The 16,951-nt window shown below is 40.5% G+C and carries 15 protein-coding genes; 13 read left to right on the forward strand and 2 right to left on the reverse strand.

The features are described 5' to 3' along the window. Positions 1-91: 91 nt before the first annotated feature. From NDI33_RS11425 to NDI33_RS11470, 10 genes are all read left to right on the forward strand, one after another. Positions 92-1,462 carry an O-antigen ligase family protein gene (locus tag NDI33_RS11425; RefSeq protein WP_190675599.1) on the forward strand — a complete coding sequence of 457 codons (1,371 nt, stop codon included), beginning with the start codon at positions 92-94 and terminating at the stop codon, positions 1,460-1,462. Positions 1,463-1,736: 274 nt separating this feature from the next. Beyond that, positions 1,737-2,651, forward strand: coding sequence for a phytanoyl-CoA dioxygenase family protein (locus tag NDI33_RS11430; protein ID WP_190411838.1), 915 nt, complete (start codon positions 1,737-1,739; stop codon positions 2,649-2,651). A gap of 103 nt (positions 2,652-2,754) precedes the next feature. Next, positions 2,755-4,113, forward strand: coding sequence for a flippase (locus tag NDI33_RS11435; protein ID WP_190675601.1), 1,359 nt, complete (start codon positions 2,755-2,757; stop codon positions 4,111-4,113). Next, positions 4,110-5,303, forward strand: a complete 1,194-nt coding sequence (locus NDI33_RS11440; protein ID WP_190675603.1) for a hypothetical protein — start codon at positions 4,110-4,112, stop codon at positions 5,301-5,303. The genes NDI33_RS11435 and NDI33_RS11440 overlap by 4 nt, the downstream gene beginning before the upstream one ends. 2 nt (positions 5,304-5,305) lie before the next feature. Continuing rightward, positions 5,306-6,214, forward strand: a complete 909-nt coding sequence (locus NDI33_RS11445; RefSeq protein WP_190675605.1) for a glycosyltransferase family 2 protein — start codon at positions 5,306-5,308, stop codon at positions 6,212-6,214. A gap of 14 nt (positions 6,215-6,228) precedes the next feature. Continuing rightward, positions 6,229-6,846, forward strand: a complete 618-nt coding sequence (locus NDI33_RS11450) for an acetyltransferase (protein WP_190536831.1) — start codon at positions 6,229-6,231, stop codon at positions 6,844-6,846. 6 nt (positions 6,847-6,852) lie between these two features. Continuing rightward, complete coding sequence (locus tag NDI33_RS11455) at positions 6,853-7,584, forward strand: acyltransferase (RefSeq protein ID WP_190675606.1); 732 nt, start codon at positions 6,853-6,855, stop codon at positions 7,582-7,584. Positions 7,585-7,634: 50 nt separating this feature from the next. Further along, a complete protein-coding gene (locus tag NDI33_RS11460) occupies positions 7,635-8,558 on the forward strand; it encodes an NAD-dependent epimerase/dehydratase family protein (protein ID WP_190675609.1) in 924 nt (307 codons plus the stop codon). Continuing rightward, a complete protein-coding gene (locus tag NDI33_RS11465) occupies positions 8,552-9,715 on the forward strand; it encodes a glycosyltransferase family 1 protein (protein WP_190675611.1) in 1,164 nt (387 codons plus the stop codon). Before NDI33_RS11460 ends, NDI33_RS11465 begins: the two co-directional genes overlap by 7 nt. A 30-nt stretch (positions 9,716-9,745) precedes the next feature. Further along, on the forward strand, positions 9,746-11,236 hold the full coding sequence (locus NDI33_RS11470; protein WP_190675613.1) for a hypothetical protein: 1,491 nt from the start codon (positions 9,746-9,748) through the stop codon (positions 11,234-11,236). Between the two features lie 46 nt (positions 11,237-11,282). Here NDI33_RS11470 and NDI33_RS11475 read toward each other — a convergent pair whose 3' ends face one another. Then, positions 11,283-11,873: a methyltransferase domain-containing protein gene (locus tag NDI33_RS11475; protein ID WP_190430911.1), complete on the reverse strand. Its 591-nt coding sequence runs from the start codon at positions 11,871-11,873 to the stop codon at positions 11,283-11,285. Between the two features lie 263 nt (positions 11,874-12,136). Between NDI33_RS11475 and NDI33_RS11480 the strand changes: the two genes are divergently transcribed. The 3 genes from NDI33_RS11480 (at position 12,137) to NDI33_RS11490 (ending at position 15,620) form a co-directional block, all read left to right on the forward strand. Further along, positions 12,137-13,009, forward strand: a complete 873-nt coding sequence (locus NDI33_RS11480) for a glycosyltransferase family 2 protein (RefSeq protein ID WP_190675614.1) — start codon at positions 12,137-12,139, stop codon at positions 13,007-13,009. Then, entirely contained in the window at positions 13,006-14,208 is a 1,203-nt protein-coding gene (locus NDI33_RS11485) for a glycosyltransferase family 4 protein (protein ID WP_190675616.1), read from the forward strand. Before NDI33_RS11480 ends, NDI33_RS11485 begins: the two co-directional genes overlap by 4 nt. A 146-nt stretch (positions 14,209-14,354) precedes the next feature. Beyond that, positions 14,355-15,620 carry a glycosyltransferase family 4 protein gene (locus NDI33_RS11490; protein ID WP_190675617.1) on the forward strand — a complete coding sequence of 422 codons (1,266 nt, stop codon included), beginning with the start codon at positions 14,355-14,357 and terminating at the stop codon, positions 15,618-15,620. Here the strand turns inward: NDI33_RS11490 and NDI33_RS11495 are convergent. Further along, positions 15,611-16,942 carry a TIGR03279 family radical SAM protein gene (locus NDI33_RS11495; protein WP_190675619.1) on the reverse strand — a complete coding sequence of 444 codons (1,332 nt, stop codon included), beginning with the start codon at positions 16,940-16,942 and terminating at the stop codon, positions 15,611-15,613. The genes NDI33_RS11490 and NDI33_RS11495 overlap by 10 nt on opposite strands. Positions 16,943-16,951: the final 9 nt, after the last annotated feature.

The raw sequence follows: 16,951 nt of genomic DNA on the forward strand, positions 1-16,951 counted from the left end.
TACGGAAATACATTGTTCTTCTCTGGTTTAATCAGTCGCTATACTCATATAGGGTCAGCTTCGCGTTATTTCTTGTCTAAGAATATTAAACATGAGTACTCTCGCTTCAAACCCTCTATTGTTAATAATCGCTGCCACCAGTGCGATTATTTATATCTTATTATTGTTTAACTTTGCTGGTAGAAGTCAAGCGACCTCTAAAACATTAGAAAAAATTTTTATTGGTTTAATAATCTTTGCGATCGCAGGAGTTACTTTAACCGGATTTGATAAAATCCATCCTAGAGCGTTATATCTACAGGGAAAAAAGCTTTATTCGACGATTTTTCAAATCGGCATTTACGCCACCTTTATATTCATTATTTATTCGCGATTCTTGCAAAACATTAAAGGTTCAGTTTTTGTTATTTCTAGGCTTCTCATTAATAATGTTTATTTTTGCGGATTACTCTTTTTGTTAATTCTATCTGCGGCTTGGTCAGGAACTCCAACTTATACACTCAAAGCCAGTATAGTTTTTTTAGGCACAACTGCTTTTTGTGTTTACGTTGGTAAGCAGTATAAATGGAAAGAACTATTTGATTTATTGCTTAATATCAACAAAATCATACTTTTACTGAGTGTATTTTATGCTTTGTTCAGACCGTCAATTGGAGTAACGTCTAAGGGCTGGCAAGGAATTTTACCCCACGGAAATGCTTTTGGATTCTTGATGGGTCTAACAGCTGTCATGTGTTATATACAGTCAGTTCGCAAACCAAAAACTAAATGGCAATCTCTGGGTTTTGCTGCTTTATCTATTTTTGCTTTACAACGCTCAAACAGCGGAATGGGGAAAGTTCTGTTGGTTCTACTGATAAGCGTGTTAATCGTTATCCGCTTTATCAAAAACTTGCCTCCACGATTAGCTTTTGCCTGCATAATCTTTTTTATGGCTATCGCCATGTGTTTGTGTATTGTAATTACCCAAAATGCCGAATTTATTATTGTAGATACACTGAATAAAGATTTGACATTAACCGGACGCACAGACTTCTGGCCTTTAGTAATCAACCACATTAAACAACATCCACTGCTGGGCTATGGATACCAAGGATTTTGGCAGTCTTGGCGAGGAGCAGCCGATCCAGCGGCTGACATCATCGTGGTAAAAACCCAATTTAAGCCAGAGCATTCTCATAATGGTTTTTTAGACCTAGCTGTAGACTTGGGATTCGTAGGATTAGGGTTCTTTTGCCTTTCTTTCTTAACGAATATTGCTTTAGCAGTTCAGTATATGAAGCGTACCCAAGAACCTGAATTAGTCATGCCCCTGCTACTGATTACCTGGGCAGTTCTGACAAATATTACTGAAACTGGATTGATATCAATTACCTATGCTTGGCTGTTTTATGTTATAGCAACAGTTCGATTATGCCTGGACACTACAGGAAAAAGTTCTCAAGAGAATTCCAGCGCTTAAGAACTGGTTTGCCGGTCTTGAGGGGTTTCTGCTCAATCAGGCGATCGCTAGAAGGGTTAGAGGCTCGGTAAGCGATCGCTTTAATTAAGGATGAGTTTCAGCCAAATATGTTAAGCCGTGTTGCAATAACATTCAACACTTTTTCGGGATATTTACCTAGGAAAACTTTCTCGCTATCTAATTTCCGGATATTTACGTAGGAAAATTTTCTCGATATCTAATAATATACGTTTAAAAGTGAACTAAAACAATCAGTTCCTAAAGGATTTAATTTATGGACACCCCTAAAGATTATTACGAAACTAACGGATACTATGTCTTTAGAAATCTCATTCCTGAAAACTTGATTAATAATATTTTAAAAGAGTATAACTCCAATATCCTTTCATCTAACTCTCCTTTCTTTAGACAATCAACGAATAAATGGGAAACCAATACAATTACTCCCAATGGATATTCTGAAGAATCTTTTAGAGATGTTCACGATTACCCAGATTATCCAGGATTTACTGAGGCAGCTAAAGAAGTTTTTTGTTTGCAGCAGGTTAGGGAAGCACTGACTGAACTGACGGGTAGTAAGGAGCATAACCTCATGCAAACTATGTTCTTTGATATGAACACAGCTACCCCTGCCCATCAAGATTGGTACTATTTAGATTCGATGCCCAATGGTCATTTGCTGGCTGGATGGTTTGCTCTCGAGGACATCCACGAAGAAGCGGGTCGATTCTATGTTTTACCAACATCTCATCTGGTTGACTTTGAGTTAACAGATGATGAAAAACTATCTAATCGGTTTTACTTGGAAAAGTTGAAGGAGTATATCAATGTTCACAAGAGTAATATTCAAGCTCCTGCCTTGAAAAAAGGGGACGTCTTATTCTGGAACTCTAGAACGATTCACGGTTCCTTGGAAACACTCAATCCCCAATATTCTCGCAAATCTCTCACGGCTCATTATTTACCAGCAATATATGAATTCGGTAGCCGCAATGCAGAATCTCCGACTGCTGTAGATTATGCCACGTACAAAGGAATGAAGTATCGTTTGATTCCTGCAATGTACAAAAATTATTCAGCGGCAGCGAAATTGAAAACAGATTTATTGCAGTATTTGTGGGAGCAACCGAAACTAATGCGAACCGCAAAATTTGTGAGAAAAGTCTTGCAAGGTGCTAAAGGTAAATAATCGATTCCGTTCCGTTCTGTTCACCGCAACAACAAATAGGGTTTTGTAGGACGACCCAGTTCTCAAACCCTATCTTTATTCCTTCATAAATTGCCCAATTCTAATGTTAGACAAGCTGAGTCTGGTCAATCAAAAGCTTAGCCCTGGTCTACGCAAGGTGTTCAGCAACATCGCGTGGCTGTTCGCTGACAAAATCCTCCAAATGGGCTTAAGCCTAATTGTAGGGATATGGGTGGCTCGCTATCTAGGGCCGGAACAGTTTGGCTTATTTAATTATGCGATCGCATTTGTAGCGCTGTTGGGGCCAATTGCCAACCTGGGGCTTGATAGCATCGTAGTACGCGACATTGTGCGCGATCCGTTTACCAAGAATGAAACACTTGGGACTTCCCTCGTACTAAAACTTATCGGCGGTGCTGTAACAACTTTGTTAGCGGTTGGCGCAATTTCCTTACTACAGCCCCAGGACTCTTTAACTCATTGGCTGGTAGGAATTATCGCTGCTGGAACCATTTTTCAAGCTTTCGAGACGATCGATCTTTGGTTCCGCTCGCAAGTTAAATCCAAACATACAGTTGTTGTTAAAAATTGCGCCTATTTGCTTGTCTGTGCTGTCAGAATTGTCTTAATTCAAATTAAAGCTCCTCTCATTGCATTCGCCTGGGCAAGATGTGGAGAGCTTGCCTTAGCCGCTGTGGGCTTGGTAATAATTTATCAAAATAGCGGGGAGGATATAAAAGCATGGCGTAGCAGTCTCCCTCAGGCAAAGAACTTAATCAAAGAAAGTTGGCCCTTGATTGTGTCAGGAATCGCCATTTATATTTATTCCACTATCGATCAGGTCATGCTGGGTTCCTTCTCTGCCCAAGAACTGAAGTTCGATCCTAAATATGAATTAGGCATTTATGCCGCTGCTGTGAAGATATCGCAGATATTTGATTTCATTCCCTCTATCATGCAAATATCTTTTTTCCCAAAACTCACTGAAGCGAAGGCTCAAGGAGAGATTGAATATTTCAAAAAATTTCAGGCTTACTTTGATTTAACCTTAATTTTGTGGTTGATAATCGCAATTCCAGTTTCCCTGCTTTCCACTTACATCGTTCATTTCTTGTACGGAGATAAGTATGCAGCTTCAGCAATAATACTATCAATCTATGTTTGGTCACAGTTCGGTAGCGGTTTTGGTCTTGCGAGAAATGCATTTATTATGATTGAAGGAAAAGCCAAAAATGAATTACTTTTAACCTTTATAGGGGCAGTCGTAAATATAGTTTTAAATTTATATTTAATTCCTAAGTATGGGGCGGTTGGAGCCACCATAGCAACTTTGATTACTTATTTCATTGTAACTGTAGTTCTCAACTTTATCATTCCAGATTTAAAGCCAATCGGTAAGTTTATTCTACGCTCTTGTAATTTATATAAGGCTGCTACAAGAATTAAAGGAATCGTGCAATGATTGAAATAAAACCAAGCATTCAGCACAAATCTACCTGTCCCCACAGCGGTACACTGCTTAATCCTCAAGGTGTTCTTTGGCAGGGAATGCATATTTGCGTAAAATCTAAGTGCGACTCCTGTAATATAGAAATTATTGAAGATTTAGAAGTTGGTCATGCTGTCACTTTTCCTTATCAAATTGATTTAGCAAAAGGCGACGTTTTTGGAAATGAATCCTGTAAGTATTGGTTAGGTGAAAAACTTCTTTACTCTCTGCAAAACCCCCAATCTGAAGAAATTGCGATATCTAAGGAGGTTTTTAAGCAGCATCAACGTGTCATTATCTTAAACTGTATTGATTATCTTTATGGGCATAGTTTGTTAAAGCTGCTTAATGTCCAAAGATATTTAAATAATTACCCAGATTGCGGCTTAATTGTCATCGTCCCAAAGTTCTTGAGATGGATGGTTCCAGAGGGCGTTACAGAAATTTGGACGGTAAATATCCCTTTACAGCAAGGGCAATGCTACTATCCGAAGTTTGACCAATTTATCTCTGATGAATCCAAGCATTTTGATAAAATTTACGTAAGTAAGGCATATTCTCATCCGAGTCAGTTTGATATTAGTAAATTTACGCGGGTTCCCACTCATAGCTTTGATAAAGATTCAAACCAAATAACCTTTATTTGGCGCGACGATCGGATTTGGTGTAATCCGCTTCTCTTCAAAACCTTGAGAAAATTAAAGATGGTTGATATTGCCCTCAAGCTTCAGAATGAAAGGGTGCAAAAACTATTTTTAAAGATTCGCTCTAAAGTTCCTTTAGCAAAGTTTACGATCGCTGGTTTGGGGAGGAAAACTCAGTTTCCCGACTGGATTGAAGATTTGCGGGTAAACAAGTTTAATTCAGACACTGAGAGGCAAATGTGCCAAGTTTATTCCCAAAGCCGCTTGGTCATTGGTGTACATGGTTCTAATATGCTGTTACCTTCTGGTCATGCTGGTATGACTCTCGATCTGATGCCAGAGGATCGGTGGGGAAACGTGGCGCAAGATATCCTCTATCAAGAGACAGAGCCTCGATTGGCTGCTTTTCGATATCGCTATGTTTCGCTTCAGACTCCTTTAGATGAAATAGGAGCGATCGCTTCCAGTATGCTCCTACATTACTCCGAATATAAACAGAATATGACTGCTGATAAGTGACCATGAAAACTCCCGTTGCTTTGTTAATCTTTAAACGACCTGAGACTACAGCCAAGGTTTTTGAGGTAATTCGTCAGGCAAAACCGCCGAAGCTTTTAGTAGTTGCTGATGGCCCTCGTAGCGATCAACCAGGTGAAGCAGAAAAGTGCGCTGCTGCTCGTGCAATTATTGACACTGTAGATTGGGATTGCGAAGTTCTAAAAAATTATTCAGATGTAAATTTAGGCTGCGGTTTACGTCCAGCTACAGGTATTAATTGGGTATTTGAACAAGTAGAAGAAGCCATCCTTTTCGAGGATGATTGTTTACCTCATCCAACTTTCTTTCAGTTTTGCGAGGAGTTATTAGAAAAATATCGCGATGATGAAAGAGTAATGAGTATTGCGGGGACCAATCTTTTAGGCGGACGGAAGTTACCTGGACAAAGTTATTATTTTTCCTACTTTGGTGGAAATTGGGGTTGGGCATCCTGGCGTAGAGCTTGGAAATATTTTGATTATGACATTAAGCAATGGCCTGAAATTTTCGAGAGTCGGTTCCTAGAAAATTACTTAAGGGTACCAAAACATTATTTATTTTGGCAAAAAATATTTCAAGATGCCTACCAAAATAAAAACAGATCCTGTTGGGATTATCAATGGTTGCTAGCTTGTTGGCTTCAACATGGATTAAAAATAGTGCCTGAAGTTAATTTGATTACGAATATTGGTTTCGGAGCTAATGCAACTCACACTTTTTCTACTGAAAATCCCTTAGGTAAAATGGGGACGCAAGAAATTAGCTTTCCTTTGAAGCATCCTCCTTTTATGATTCGAGATGTAGAAGCAGATACCTTATTTCAAGAAAACTTTTTTGACAATAGAAGCCTATTTACTAAAGTTAAAAATAAACTTCAAAGAAGTTTTGCTTAAGGAGTAATTACGAGATGAACCCCTTCTCCAAAATTAAGTCTAAAATTAATGCTAATTTAACCAAAAAAAAGTGTGTAATTGGCAATAGTTCAAGCGTTTTAGACCACAATTCACTGATAAGCCACGATCGCGATAAAAATAGTATTATTCTTGGTGAAAACACTCACATCGAAGGTCAATTAATGACTTTTCCTGGAGGAAAAATAAAAATAGGCAATTTCTGTTATTTAGCCCAAGGCTCTAAAATTTGGTCAGACACTTTAATTGAAATAAAAGATAGAACAATCATTGCTCATAATGTAAATATATTCGACAATCAAACTCATCCACTCGATCCGGTAGCGCGTCATCAACAATTCGTTCACATTATCCAAAAAGGCTTTCCTAAAGACTTAAACCTAAATGGAAAACCAGTCATTATTGAAGAGGATGTTTGGATTGCTTGTAACTCAATTATTTTAAGAGGGGTGACGATTGGAAAATGCTCAATTATCGGTGCTGGCTCAGTCGTTACAAAAGATGTCCCTGCTTGGACGATTGTTGCGGGGAATCCAGCCCAGATTATTGGCAAAGTTCCTGAAGGTGAACGGAAGATTTTAAATAGTAAAGAAGTAGTAAGCGATCGCGGGTAAAAATTAATGAAGCGCTTTATAGTATCTAAACTAACAGACGCTCAAATAGACAGGATTAAATGGTTAGGAGGTAACTTAAAAGCTCATTTTACTAAAAGGCGAAATGTAGGTAAAAACTCTTATGTAGATCCATCTGTTCACGTACTGGGGTGGGGTAATGTAAAAATTGGTCAAAATTCAGTGATCGGTTCGGAAACAGTAATTGTCATTAACAACCGAGAAAAAGAAAAAATTTCTGTTATTGTTGGTGATAACTGTTTTATTGGTCGCAGAAACTTTTATAGTGCTGGAGCTTTAATAAAAGTCGGTGACTACAGTTTAATTGGTAATGACTGTAAACTGTTAGGAAGTGGGCACGAATACACTTCTCCGTTTATTCCTTATCACACTGCTTTAACAACTACTGATGGAGTAATAGACATCGGCACAAATTGCTGGCTGGGTGTAGACGTGACTATTTTGAAAGGCGTCCAAGTAGGATACGGCTCAGTCATTGGGGCTTGCACCGTAGTAAATTGTAATATTCCTCCATTCAGCGTGGTGGTAGGAAATCCATGTCGAATCGTTAAAAGATTTGATATGCGCTCGCAAGAGTGGGTAAGAGCTAAAGATTATTCTGAAGATGGCGATCGATATCTTCCTGGTGAAGATGAATATTTAGCAATATTAAAAAAAGATTTTCCTGCTACTAGAATGCCAACAATCGCTGTTAGCAAGTTGTTCGGGGATTTAGACTAATAAAGTAGGAAGAAAATAGATAATTTTACAAATAAATAAAAAATATTTCTATGAAAACTGTTTTAATTACAGGTGTAACAGGGTTTATTGGGCGATATGTTGCTCGTCAGTTTACAGAAACTGGATGGAGTGTTGTTGGGCTGGGAAATCGCCCTCCAGAGAATGCACCTAGACAAGATTTGTTTCGCTATGAACAATTAAATTTGCCTTCTGCGGATCTAGCAAAAATTGTTCAAGAGTTGCAACCGGAAGTTTGTATTCACTGCGCTGGAAGAGCTTCAGTAGAGCTTTCAATTAGCGATCCATCAGCAGATTTTAGCAACAGTGTTGCTGTAACTTTCAACCTTTTAGATACATTACGTCTTTATGTTCCAAAATGTCGTTTAATCTATCTTTCTAGTGCTGCTGTCTATGGAAATCCAGAAACCTTACCCATTCAGGAAAACCAAAGCTTGAAGCCAATTTCTCCCTATGGCTTTCATAAGCTGATGTCTGAGCAACTTTGCGCTGAGTTTTTCCAAGTTTATAACTTACCCACTGCTATAGTACGCATTTTTTCGGGTTATGGGCCAGGACTGAGGCGACAAGTTCTTTGGGATATGTGTCAAAAAGCTTTGACAAACCCCACACTAAAGTTACGAGGTACTGGGAACGAAAGCCGCGATTTTATTCATGGTAGAGACGTAGCAAGGGCACTTTATGTTCTTGCTGAAAAAGCTAATTTTGAAGCCGAGGTTTATAACCTTGCAAATGGTGTCGAAACAACAATCAAAGAATTAGCAGCATTAGTGTTAGCCAAACTAGGGGAAGATATTCCGGTTGAATTTGATAATAGTACTCCTGTCGGAACTCCAATAAACTGGCAAGCCGATATGAGCAAACTTGCCCAAATTGGATTTACCCCTGAAGTAACGATAGAAAGGGGTGTAAACGTCTATGTTCAATGGTGTCGAGCTGAGATTTTAGGATGGTAAAAAATCTACATATTTGCCTCAACATGGTGGGTGGCTCTGGCTGGCTAGGGGGCGTGCTATATATTCAGAATTTAGCTCGCGCGATCGCTACTTTACCAGAAACAGAAAAAGCGAATATCAAGCTAACAATCGCTGTTCACGATAAAGATATAAATTTAATAGAACCAGCCCGGGGTTACGTTAACCAAATTTATGCTACTTCCAAGTGGCAGCGTGCCTATCTAAAAATGTGTAATTTTTTAGCTGAGCGTATCTCTTTCATTCCTCTGGAACTACTAAATCCTCAAAAAATAAATTTTCTTTACCCGGCGATAGCAGGAACCCGCTCACCCTATCAGTGGGGAGGTTGGATTCCTGACTTTCAACACTATCACTTACCCAACCTTTTCTCTCCGGAAGAAATCGCTCAACGTAATCGAGATCAGCAACAAATTGCTCACGCTGCTCCTATTATTGTCCTCAGTAGCAATATGGCACAAGAAGACTTTAAACATCTTTATCCGGAAGCAGCTTCTCGAAGTGTTGTAATGAATTTTGTAAGCTGTCCAGCACCTGAATGGTTTGAGTTAGATCCCAAACTAACGCAAGAAAGTTATCAACTTCCAGATAAATTTTTCCTGATCAGCAATCAATTTTGGAAACATAAAGATCATGCTGTGGTAATTGAAGCTTTGGGGCTACTGAAACAACAGGGGCTTACACCTACCGTTGTTTGTACTGGAAGTGCTACTGATTATCGTAATCCTGATTATTACAATTACCTCTTAACAAGAATTGAGGAATTAGGAATTAGCGAACAAGTACGTCTTTTAGGATTAATTACTCGTGTAGACCAAATTCAGCTCATGAGGAGGTCTTTAGCTGTAATTCAGCCTTCTTTATTTGAAGGTTGGAGTACGGTTGTAGAGGACGCACGTTCTCTTGGTAAACCCATGTTACTTTCTGACTTTCCTGTTCACCTGGAGCAGAATCCTCCTGATTCTTACTTTTTTGAGCGTAGTAATGCGGAACAACTAGCAGCACTGATTGATAAAAGTTTCACTACATTAACACCAGGACCAGATGTAGAAAAAGAAAGTTTAGCTAAACAGGATAATGTTGAAAAAATCAAAGGATACGGTAGGCGTTTTTTAGAGATAGTACGCAGTGTTGTATAACCAACAAAATTTTATCTAGGGATTTTTTAGATGTTGAAACGCTCAGAGAAATACTTACATTACGTACTCTTTGATACGCTCAAAGAAAAGAATGTTATTCCTCCAGCCTTTTTCTGGATAGCTGTAGCTACTTTGTATGCAGTAGCGAATGCGCCGAAGAATAGGATAATCATGGCGTTTCAAGCAATTTTCAATCGCCTGTCTCAAGATTGGGTTTCTACAACTGTTCAAGCAATTGAAAGTCGTTTCACCCAAGGGGTAATTCCTCCAGAAATCTTAGCCAAAACTGCTCCGCAGCAACTAGCCGAAATTACTACTAATTACGGCATAATCCCTATCAAAAAATTTCTCTTTTTTATCGCAACTTTAGTTATTGCATACCCAATTTTAATATCGGTTATTAAGTCGCGTCATTCACTATTTCAGTCTGGGTTTAAAAGAAGAGCGATCGCATCCTTAGCCATCTTCGCAATTATATCTGTACTCATCGTCCCTTTTCGCTATCCTTTAGGTCCAGGGGTGATGGGTTTAGAGTATGCCATTAGGAGTTTAGAGCCTTTTAGTCAAAATGCCGACTGGTATTATCGACGCTTGCTTATGCTAGCGATCGCTAACTTTATCCACATGAGTGGACCATTCCTATATTACATTTTGTCTCTGGCTTGTACCTATTTTTTAATCTTCTTGACTTTAACCTTTATCGAGTCCAAAATATTCGGTTCAAAGGAGACTGATGAGGGGCAACAAGAAATTGAATCCGAATCAATAAATTATCAAAAACTTGGTTTATATTACCTTTCAATTACAACTAGTAGTTATTTAATTTTTAATTGTCAATTTCCGGGCTATGTCGATCAGCTATTTTTTAGCCTGCTATTACTTCCAGCTTGTATCCCTATGACTCGGCAGGGAAGACTCGCAACCCTTGCTTTTGCCTTAGCCACACATGAAGCCAGTGCTTTTGTCTTTATCCCAATTGTTATTTTCTGTTTTCCCAGAAGAGAAGTATTAACTGCTTTATCCTTAGTCCCCATTTACTGTTTTATTTGGTTTGCTGGCAGTGGATTTTCTCTGGATAGTCCAGTAAAGGCACACTTGATACTGGAGAATAAGACGGCATTGCAGTACTTAGCTGAAAATCCAATGTTGGGATTAGCAGGGTTCTTTTTCTCCTACAAGCTATTGTGGATTATTACCCTGTATATTTTGTGGATACTTTGGCGTCAGGGCGAGACACTTTTGGTAAGTGCGATCGCTTGTATCATTGCATTCCCTATTTCTACAATGTTTTTGATTGTGGATACTAGCAGAAATGTAGGCTATGGTTTCTTTGGAATGTTAATTGCTTTTGCTATCCTGATTCGGGAAGAAAAAGTCTTTCCGGGGCATCTTATATTATTTTATATGGTCATTCTAAATATTATTATTCCTTCATACTATGTAGGTTTAAACACGGGTTTTCAGACTTATATGGGTCTGTATCATCTTATCCCTCTTTTTCCCTCCACTTATGTTCCATAAATATAAAATTTTAGGGTGAGCATTGCCCACCCTACTCATTCAACTATTATTTAATACATTCCATAAATAGGGATTCTGGGCGTTCTTCTCGTTCTGCAATCCCTGCTATTTGACTGTTTCGGTAGTTACATCTAACCACTTCCCGAAATCCAGTATCCAAGAGGATTTTTCGCAACGAATTTTCGTTATAGTGCCAGTGGTGGCGATTTTTTTCTAACGTCTGCGTTGCTTCTAAAAATTCTGTCAAAAATACTTCAGGACAGCTAGGATTGTAGCTCTTTATTAATTGATCGAGGTCTGGAACTGCAACCCGAAATATTCCACCTGGCTTCAGAACTCGATAAACTTCAGAGATACAATTTAAAGCGCCTTCCAAGTATAAATGCTCAAGTACATGAGATGTATATGCTGCATCAACACTATTATCAGACCAGGGAAATTTTTTAGTCAGATCCAGATATGTAAGCTGACGAAAAATTCCTTTTTGATGCTCGTCATATCGTTCTCGATCGAGCTTCCCTACTTTATACATGAGATCAGGTAAAAAGGGGATTTTTGAAACCCAGATATGAGGAGTAATATCTGTATTGATCCAGCCAGAGAAAATGCGGTCGAAAGAGCCTAAATTTAATTTCATTGCCTCAGACATATTGTTGACCTCAGAAAGCGAATTAAGTCTCTCTAATTTAGCTTAATAAAAATCAATATCAAGAATATTGAAAATATTCTTTAATTTTAGAAAAGGTAACTTCAGGGCTTGCTAAATTGTAGAATATAGGTTGACCAAAAAAAGCAATTACGTTGATACATTCTTCATGCTTCTAATTTTAGTATTCCCAAGTTCAGGAATAATATAGCTATTACGAAAACTAACATTTATTTTAATAATGTGAGGCGCTGATGGAAAACACTAGCATAGCTGTTCTTATCACTTGCTATAACCGCAAGCAAAAGACTTTAGCAAGTCTAGAGGCACTTTTCAACCAGGTACTCCCAACTAACGTTAATCTTTGGGTCTATCTTGTAGATGACGGCAGTACTGACGGTACAGCAGCAGCCGTCAACCAACATTATCCTCAAGTAAAGATTATCCAGGGAGATGGAAATTTATTCTGGAATGGAGGAATGCGAGTGGCATTTTCTGAAGCCATTAAGCACCCTCATGATTATCATCTCTGGCTGAATGATGACACGCTAATTTACCCAGAAGCTTTAAGTAATTTGCTGACAACCTCTCATTTTTTAGCCTCGCAAGGAAATGCAGCAGCCATTGTAAGCGGGGCGACTTGCGATCCGGAGACAAATACGGTTTCTTATGGCGGCGTCGTGAAAAGTACGTGGTGGCATCCCTTCAAATTTCGCTGGCTAGAACCGAGCCAAAAAGCTATACGATGTGACACCATGCATGGAAATTGTGTATTGATTCCTAAAGAAATATTCCAAGCAATCGGAAACTTAGATCCTGACTTTAAGCATTATGCGGGAGACTTTGATTATGGGTTACGCGCGAGAGGAAAAGGATATACGGTTTGGTTAGCTCCAGGCTACATCGGAACCTGTTCCGGAAACCCTCTGTACGCAAACTGGATGGATTCTAATTTGCCGATTCGCGAACGATGGCAAAAGGCAGAACAACCTAAAAATTTCACATTTCAAGAACGGAAGTTATTTGCTCAGCGCCATGCTGGAATTTTATGGCCTATTTATTGGTTGCTGCCCTACAGAAAATTGCTTTTCTCAAGCTTTAGCAAACGGGGACAGGTGGGAACATGAAAATTAGAAATTCTGACGATACAGAATTAAAAGTAGACGATCTCCGCATTGCTATTGCGATCCCCTCAGTCGAATTTGGCTCTTACTGGCGACCTGTTTTGTACGAACTTACGAAAATCTGTAAGAATACAATTTTTTATACTGGCTGTCTTTGGCCGAAATTCGATGCTGATGCTCCAGGAGCTTCCGCGGTTAAACTTGTAGGAAAATTTAAATTTGTAGAGGCAACTCAAGTATCGGGTGGCTATGGTCGCGGTTTTATGGTAGCTTCCCCAAAGATTGTGAATGAGTTACTTGAGTTTAAACCTCATGTTGTTTTTGTCAGCGCTTTTTCTATATGGACTGTTTTAGCACTGCTTTTCAAACCCTTGGGAGGTTGGAAAGTTGTAATCATTTATGATGGCAGTTCGCCGAATACAAATTTTGAAGATTCTAAACTTCGTACCTTTTCGCGTCGTTTAATGGTTAAATTTACAGATGCTTTTATTGCTAATAGTAACGATGGCAAAAAGTATCTTTATAAGGTAATTGGAGCTGAGAAAAGGAGAATTTTTACAAAAACTTATCTGGTGCCTGAACCCCAAGCTTTGCGGGAACGTCTTGAAGCTGCAAAACCTAGTGAACTAAAGCTAAAGCGTCCGTTTTTTCTATTTGTCGGGCAAGTGATTTCTAGAAAAGGAATAAAGTCGTTGTTGGAGGCATGTTCTCTTCTTACAAGTCAGGGATATTCTGATTATTCGCTGGTAATTATTGGGGATGGAGCGCAACGTGAGGAATTGGAAGTTTTTGTTAAAAACAATAATCTAACAGAGCGTGTGACCTGGACAGGATGGTTAGATTACGGGCAACTAGGGGCATATTTTCAGGATGCCGATGTCTTTGTTTTTCCTACCTTTGAAGATGTATGGGGAATGGTGGTGCTAGAGGCGATGGTATTTGGCAAACCCATATTGTGTTCTAAAGGTGCAGGCGCTTATGAAATGGTGATAGAAGGAGAAAATGGGTATTTATTTGAATCGCAAAACCCAGAAGAAATTGCTGAAGGAATGCGCCGTTTTATAGATAATCCAGAGCTTGCTGCCTCAATGGGAGAAAAATCAAAGCAGTTGATCGGGCAGTACACTCCAGAGGCAGCAGCCAAATCGATGGCAGAAGTAGCAATGAATGTTTTACAAAAAATTCAAATAAATGCCGAATGATATTGAATGGAGACAGCACTTCTAAAATTGCGTTTTTCAGCTTAGGCTGGAAACCATAAAAATAATTTTGGGTAAATGGGTAATTTTGAAAGTGGGTGGGAACTATAGATAGAGAAAACGGCTAATTTTATAAAAGGTAAAAGCCTATGAAAATCCTTCTATCTGCATACGCTTGTGAGCCTGGGTGTGGCTCTGAGGAAGGGGTAGGCTGGAATACAGTTCGGCAAGTAGCAAATCATCACGAAGTTTGGGTGTTAACTCGAATTGGTTATCGTGCAGCAATTGAAGCCGAGCTAGCTTGTCACCCGGTTCCCAATTTACACTTTATTTATTTCGATCCATTTAATTGGACGGAAGATTGGCGAAATAAACAAGGGTTAGTGCAACTTCATTACTACCTTTGGCAAATACAAGCTTATTTTTTGGCAAGGCGGCTCCATCGGGAGATTGGCTTTGACTTGGTGCGTCATGTTACTTATGTGAAACACTGGTCTCCTAGCTTTTTAGCCCTATTGCCAGTCCCCTTCATTTGGGGGCCTGTCGGAGGCGCTGAATCGGCTCCAAAAGCTTTCTGGAAAGATTTTAGTCGGCGTGGCAAGGTTTACGAATTGCTGCGAAACTTCGCTCAATCGCTGGGTGAACAAGATCCATTTGTGCGGCTGACTGCAAAGCGAAGTTGTGTAGGATTAGCAACCACTGAGGAAACGGCAGAACGGTTGCGATCGCTTGGAGTAAAAAATGTCCAAATCGCTTCGCAAGTAGGTTTATCTAAGGAAGAAATTAGTCAATTGGCACACCATATTGTGCCTGATGATAGCCCAATAAGGTTTATTACTGTGGGTCGCCTCATCCACTGGAAAGGAGTGCATCTGGGGATTCGCGCTTTTGCTTTGGCTCAAATTCCCAAAGCAGAATACTGGATTGTGGGAGATGGACGGGAACGGCAACAATTGGAAGCGATCGCTCACTCACTGGGAGTGGCGGATAAAGTTCGCTTCTGGGGCGCTTTACCGCGCCAGGAAACCCTATCTAAAATCGGGCATTGCCACGTCCTCGTTCATCCCAGCCTGCACGAATCTGGGGGATTTGTCTGCGCGGAAATGATGGCGGCGGGGCGTCCAGTCATTTGCTTGGATTTGGGAGGGCCAGCGGTACAGGTAACGGAGGAAACTGGGATTAAAGTGGCTGCGATAAATCCCGAACAAGTCGCACGCGACGTAGCTGCTGCGATGACTCGTTTAGCGGAAGATCCAGCGTTACGGGTGCGAATGGGACAAGCGGGACAAAAGCGGGTGAAGGAAGTCTTTGATTGGGATCTCAAGGAAAGGCTTTTGCTCGATTTGTATGAAAAAAGGCTATCTCAGTCCGCTATCGTCCCTTCACTTGCTAAAGGCTTGACGGATCAAGGGTGAATGCAGGCGTCGATGAGTTCTTCGATGCCATTGATAGGCAAGATTGGTGTACCCAACTCAGTGGCGAGTTGTTCCACAGTCATGTCATCTAGGAAGCAAGAATCGCCGTGTTTTAGCATGACTGAGGGGAGGAGAATGCGATCGCCCAAATCTCTTCCCTTTAGTTTCAGCAAATCTTGACCCGTTAACAAGCCCGTAACGCTAATCTCTTGTCCCCAGTATTCGCTACGCAACGCCGCCAGATTTACTTGCAGTCCTTGCACTTGATTCAGACGTTGCAAGATAGGCTCAAAGGCTATTTCCACTGCATTCCCCACCACCCAAGTTAATTTTTGGGATGTTTTTAAACGTCGCGGCAATTTTTTCGCGGCAACCTGCTGAAATTCCTTGAGAAATTGGCGAATCGAACCAACCCCATTGCCAATTTGAGGATAGTCTTCGTAGTCTGATTCTGGCGGTAATTCTTGCCCAGCAATTAAAAACCACTCGTCGGCTAACCAGGCAAAAGTCGATCCCATCTGGTTGCGGAATTTCTCCTGGAGTGCCTGGACTTGCAAAATCACTTCAGCGGCTTTCTGGGGCGTCACTGGGGTTAGTTCGTCTTCGGTTGGACGGAAACGTGTCAAACCGACCGGAACCACTGCCACAGAGGCGACAGCCGGGATATCTCCCTGGTGAAAAGAGGCTAAATCCCCCAGGGTAGTCTCTAGGCGATCGCCATCGTTAATGCCAGGACAGAGAACAACCTGGGCATGGATTTGCAGACGCCGTTCTTGAAACCACCGCAGTTGCTGCAAAATCTCAGCGGCGCGGGGATTTTTTAACAGGCGGCTGCGGACTTCTGGTTCGGTAGCATGGATGGAAACGTAGAGGGGAGAGAGGCGCATCTGCTCAATCCTGTCCCATTCCCTCTGGGTGAGATTGGTCAGGGTTAAGTATGAGCCATAGAGAAAGCTGAGGCGGTAGTCGTCATCTTTGAGATAAAGCGATCGCCTTTTACCGGGAGGCTGTTGGTCGATGAAGCAGAAAGGACAGCGGTTATTACACTGAATTAAGCCATCAAATAGGGCAGTTTCAAATTCCAACCCCAAGTCATCGTCGTAGTCTTTCTCAATTTCCACCGAGTGGCTTTTGCCAGCAGTATCTAAAACTTCCAGTTCCAGCACTTCATCCGCACACAAAAACTGGTAGTCAATAAGGTCGCGGGGGCGCATCCCGTTGATAGAAACAATTGCATCTCCCGGTTCAAACCCGACTTCGGCAGCAATGGAGTCGGGGAGGACTTGGGTAATTAAGGCTGGACGAATAGAAATCTCGCTCATAAAACTAGG

Origin of the sequence: Trichocoleus sp. DQ-A1 (genome assembly GCF_039961955.1) — a bacterium.
Taxonomy (GTDB): domain Bacteria; phylum Cyanobacteriota; class Cyanobacteriia; order Cyanobacteriales; family FACHB-T130; genus FACHB-T130.

Excerpts from the sequence above, each read along its gene's own strand:
- NDI33_RS11425 (WP_190675599.1), top strand. The coding sequence starts at position 92 with ATGAGTACTCTCGCTTCAAACCCTCTATTGTTAATAATCGCTGCCACC.
- NDI33_RS11430 (WP_190411838.1), top strand. The coding sequence starts at position 1,737 with ATGGACACCCCTAAAGATTATTACGAAACTAACGGATACTATGTCTTT.
- NDI33_RS11435 (WP_190675601.1), top strand. The coding sequence starts at position 2,755 with ATGTTAGACAAGCTGAGTCTGGTCAATCAAAAGCTTAGCCCTGGTCTA.
- NDI33_RS11440 (WP_190675603.1), top strand. The coding sequence starts at position 4,110 with ATGATTGAAATAAAACCAAGCATTCAGCACAAATCTACCTGTCCCCAC.
- NDI33_RS11445 (WP_190675605.1), top strand. The coding sequence starts at position 5,306 with ATGAAAACTCCCGTTGCTTTGTTAATCTTTAAACGACCTGAGACTACA.
- NDI33_RS11450 (WP_190536831.1), top strand. The coding sequence starts at position 6,229 with ATGAACCCCTTCTCCAAAATTAAGTCTAAAATTAATGCTAATTTAACC.
- NDI33_RS11455 (WP_190675606.1), top strand. The coding sequence starts at position 6,853 with ATGAAGCGCTTTATAGTATCTAAACTAACAGACGCTCAAATAGACAGG.
- NDI33_RS11460 (WP_190675609.1), top strand. The coding sequence starts at position 7,635 with ATGAAAACTGTTTTAATTACAGGTGTAACAGGGTTTATTGGGCGATAT.
- NDI33_RS11465 (WP_190675611.1), top strand. The coding sequence starts at position 8,552 with ATGGTAAAAAATCTACATATTTGCCTCAACATGGTGGGTGGCTCTGGC.
- NDI33_RS11470 (WP_190675613.1), top strand. The coding sequence starts at position 9,746 with ATGTTGAAACGCTCAGAGAAATACTTACATTACGTACTCTTTGATACG.
- NDI33_RS11475 (WP_190430911.1), bottom strand. The coding sequence starts at position 11,873 with ATGAAATTAAATTTAGGCTCTTTCGACCGCATTTTCTCTGGCTGGATC.
- NDI33_RS11480 (WP_190675614.1), top strand. The coding sequence starts at position 12,137 with ATGGAAAACACTAGCATAGCTGTTCTTATCACTTGCTATAACCGCAAG.
- NDI33_RS11485 (WP_190675616.1), top strand. The coding sequence starts at position 13,006 with ATGAAAATTAGAAATTCTGACGATACAGAATTAAAAGTAGACGATCTC.
- NDI33_RS11490 (WP_190675617.1), top strand. The coding sequence starts at position 14,355 with ATGAAAATCCTTCTATCTGCATACGCTTGTGAGCCTGGGTGTGGCTCT.
- NDI33_RS11495 (WP_190675619.1), bottom strand. The coding sequence starts at position 16,942 with ATGAGCGAGATTTCTATTCGTCCAGCCTTAATTACCCAAGTCCTCCCC.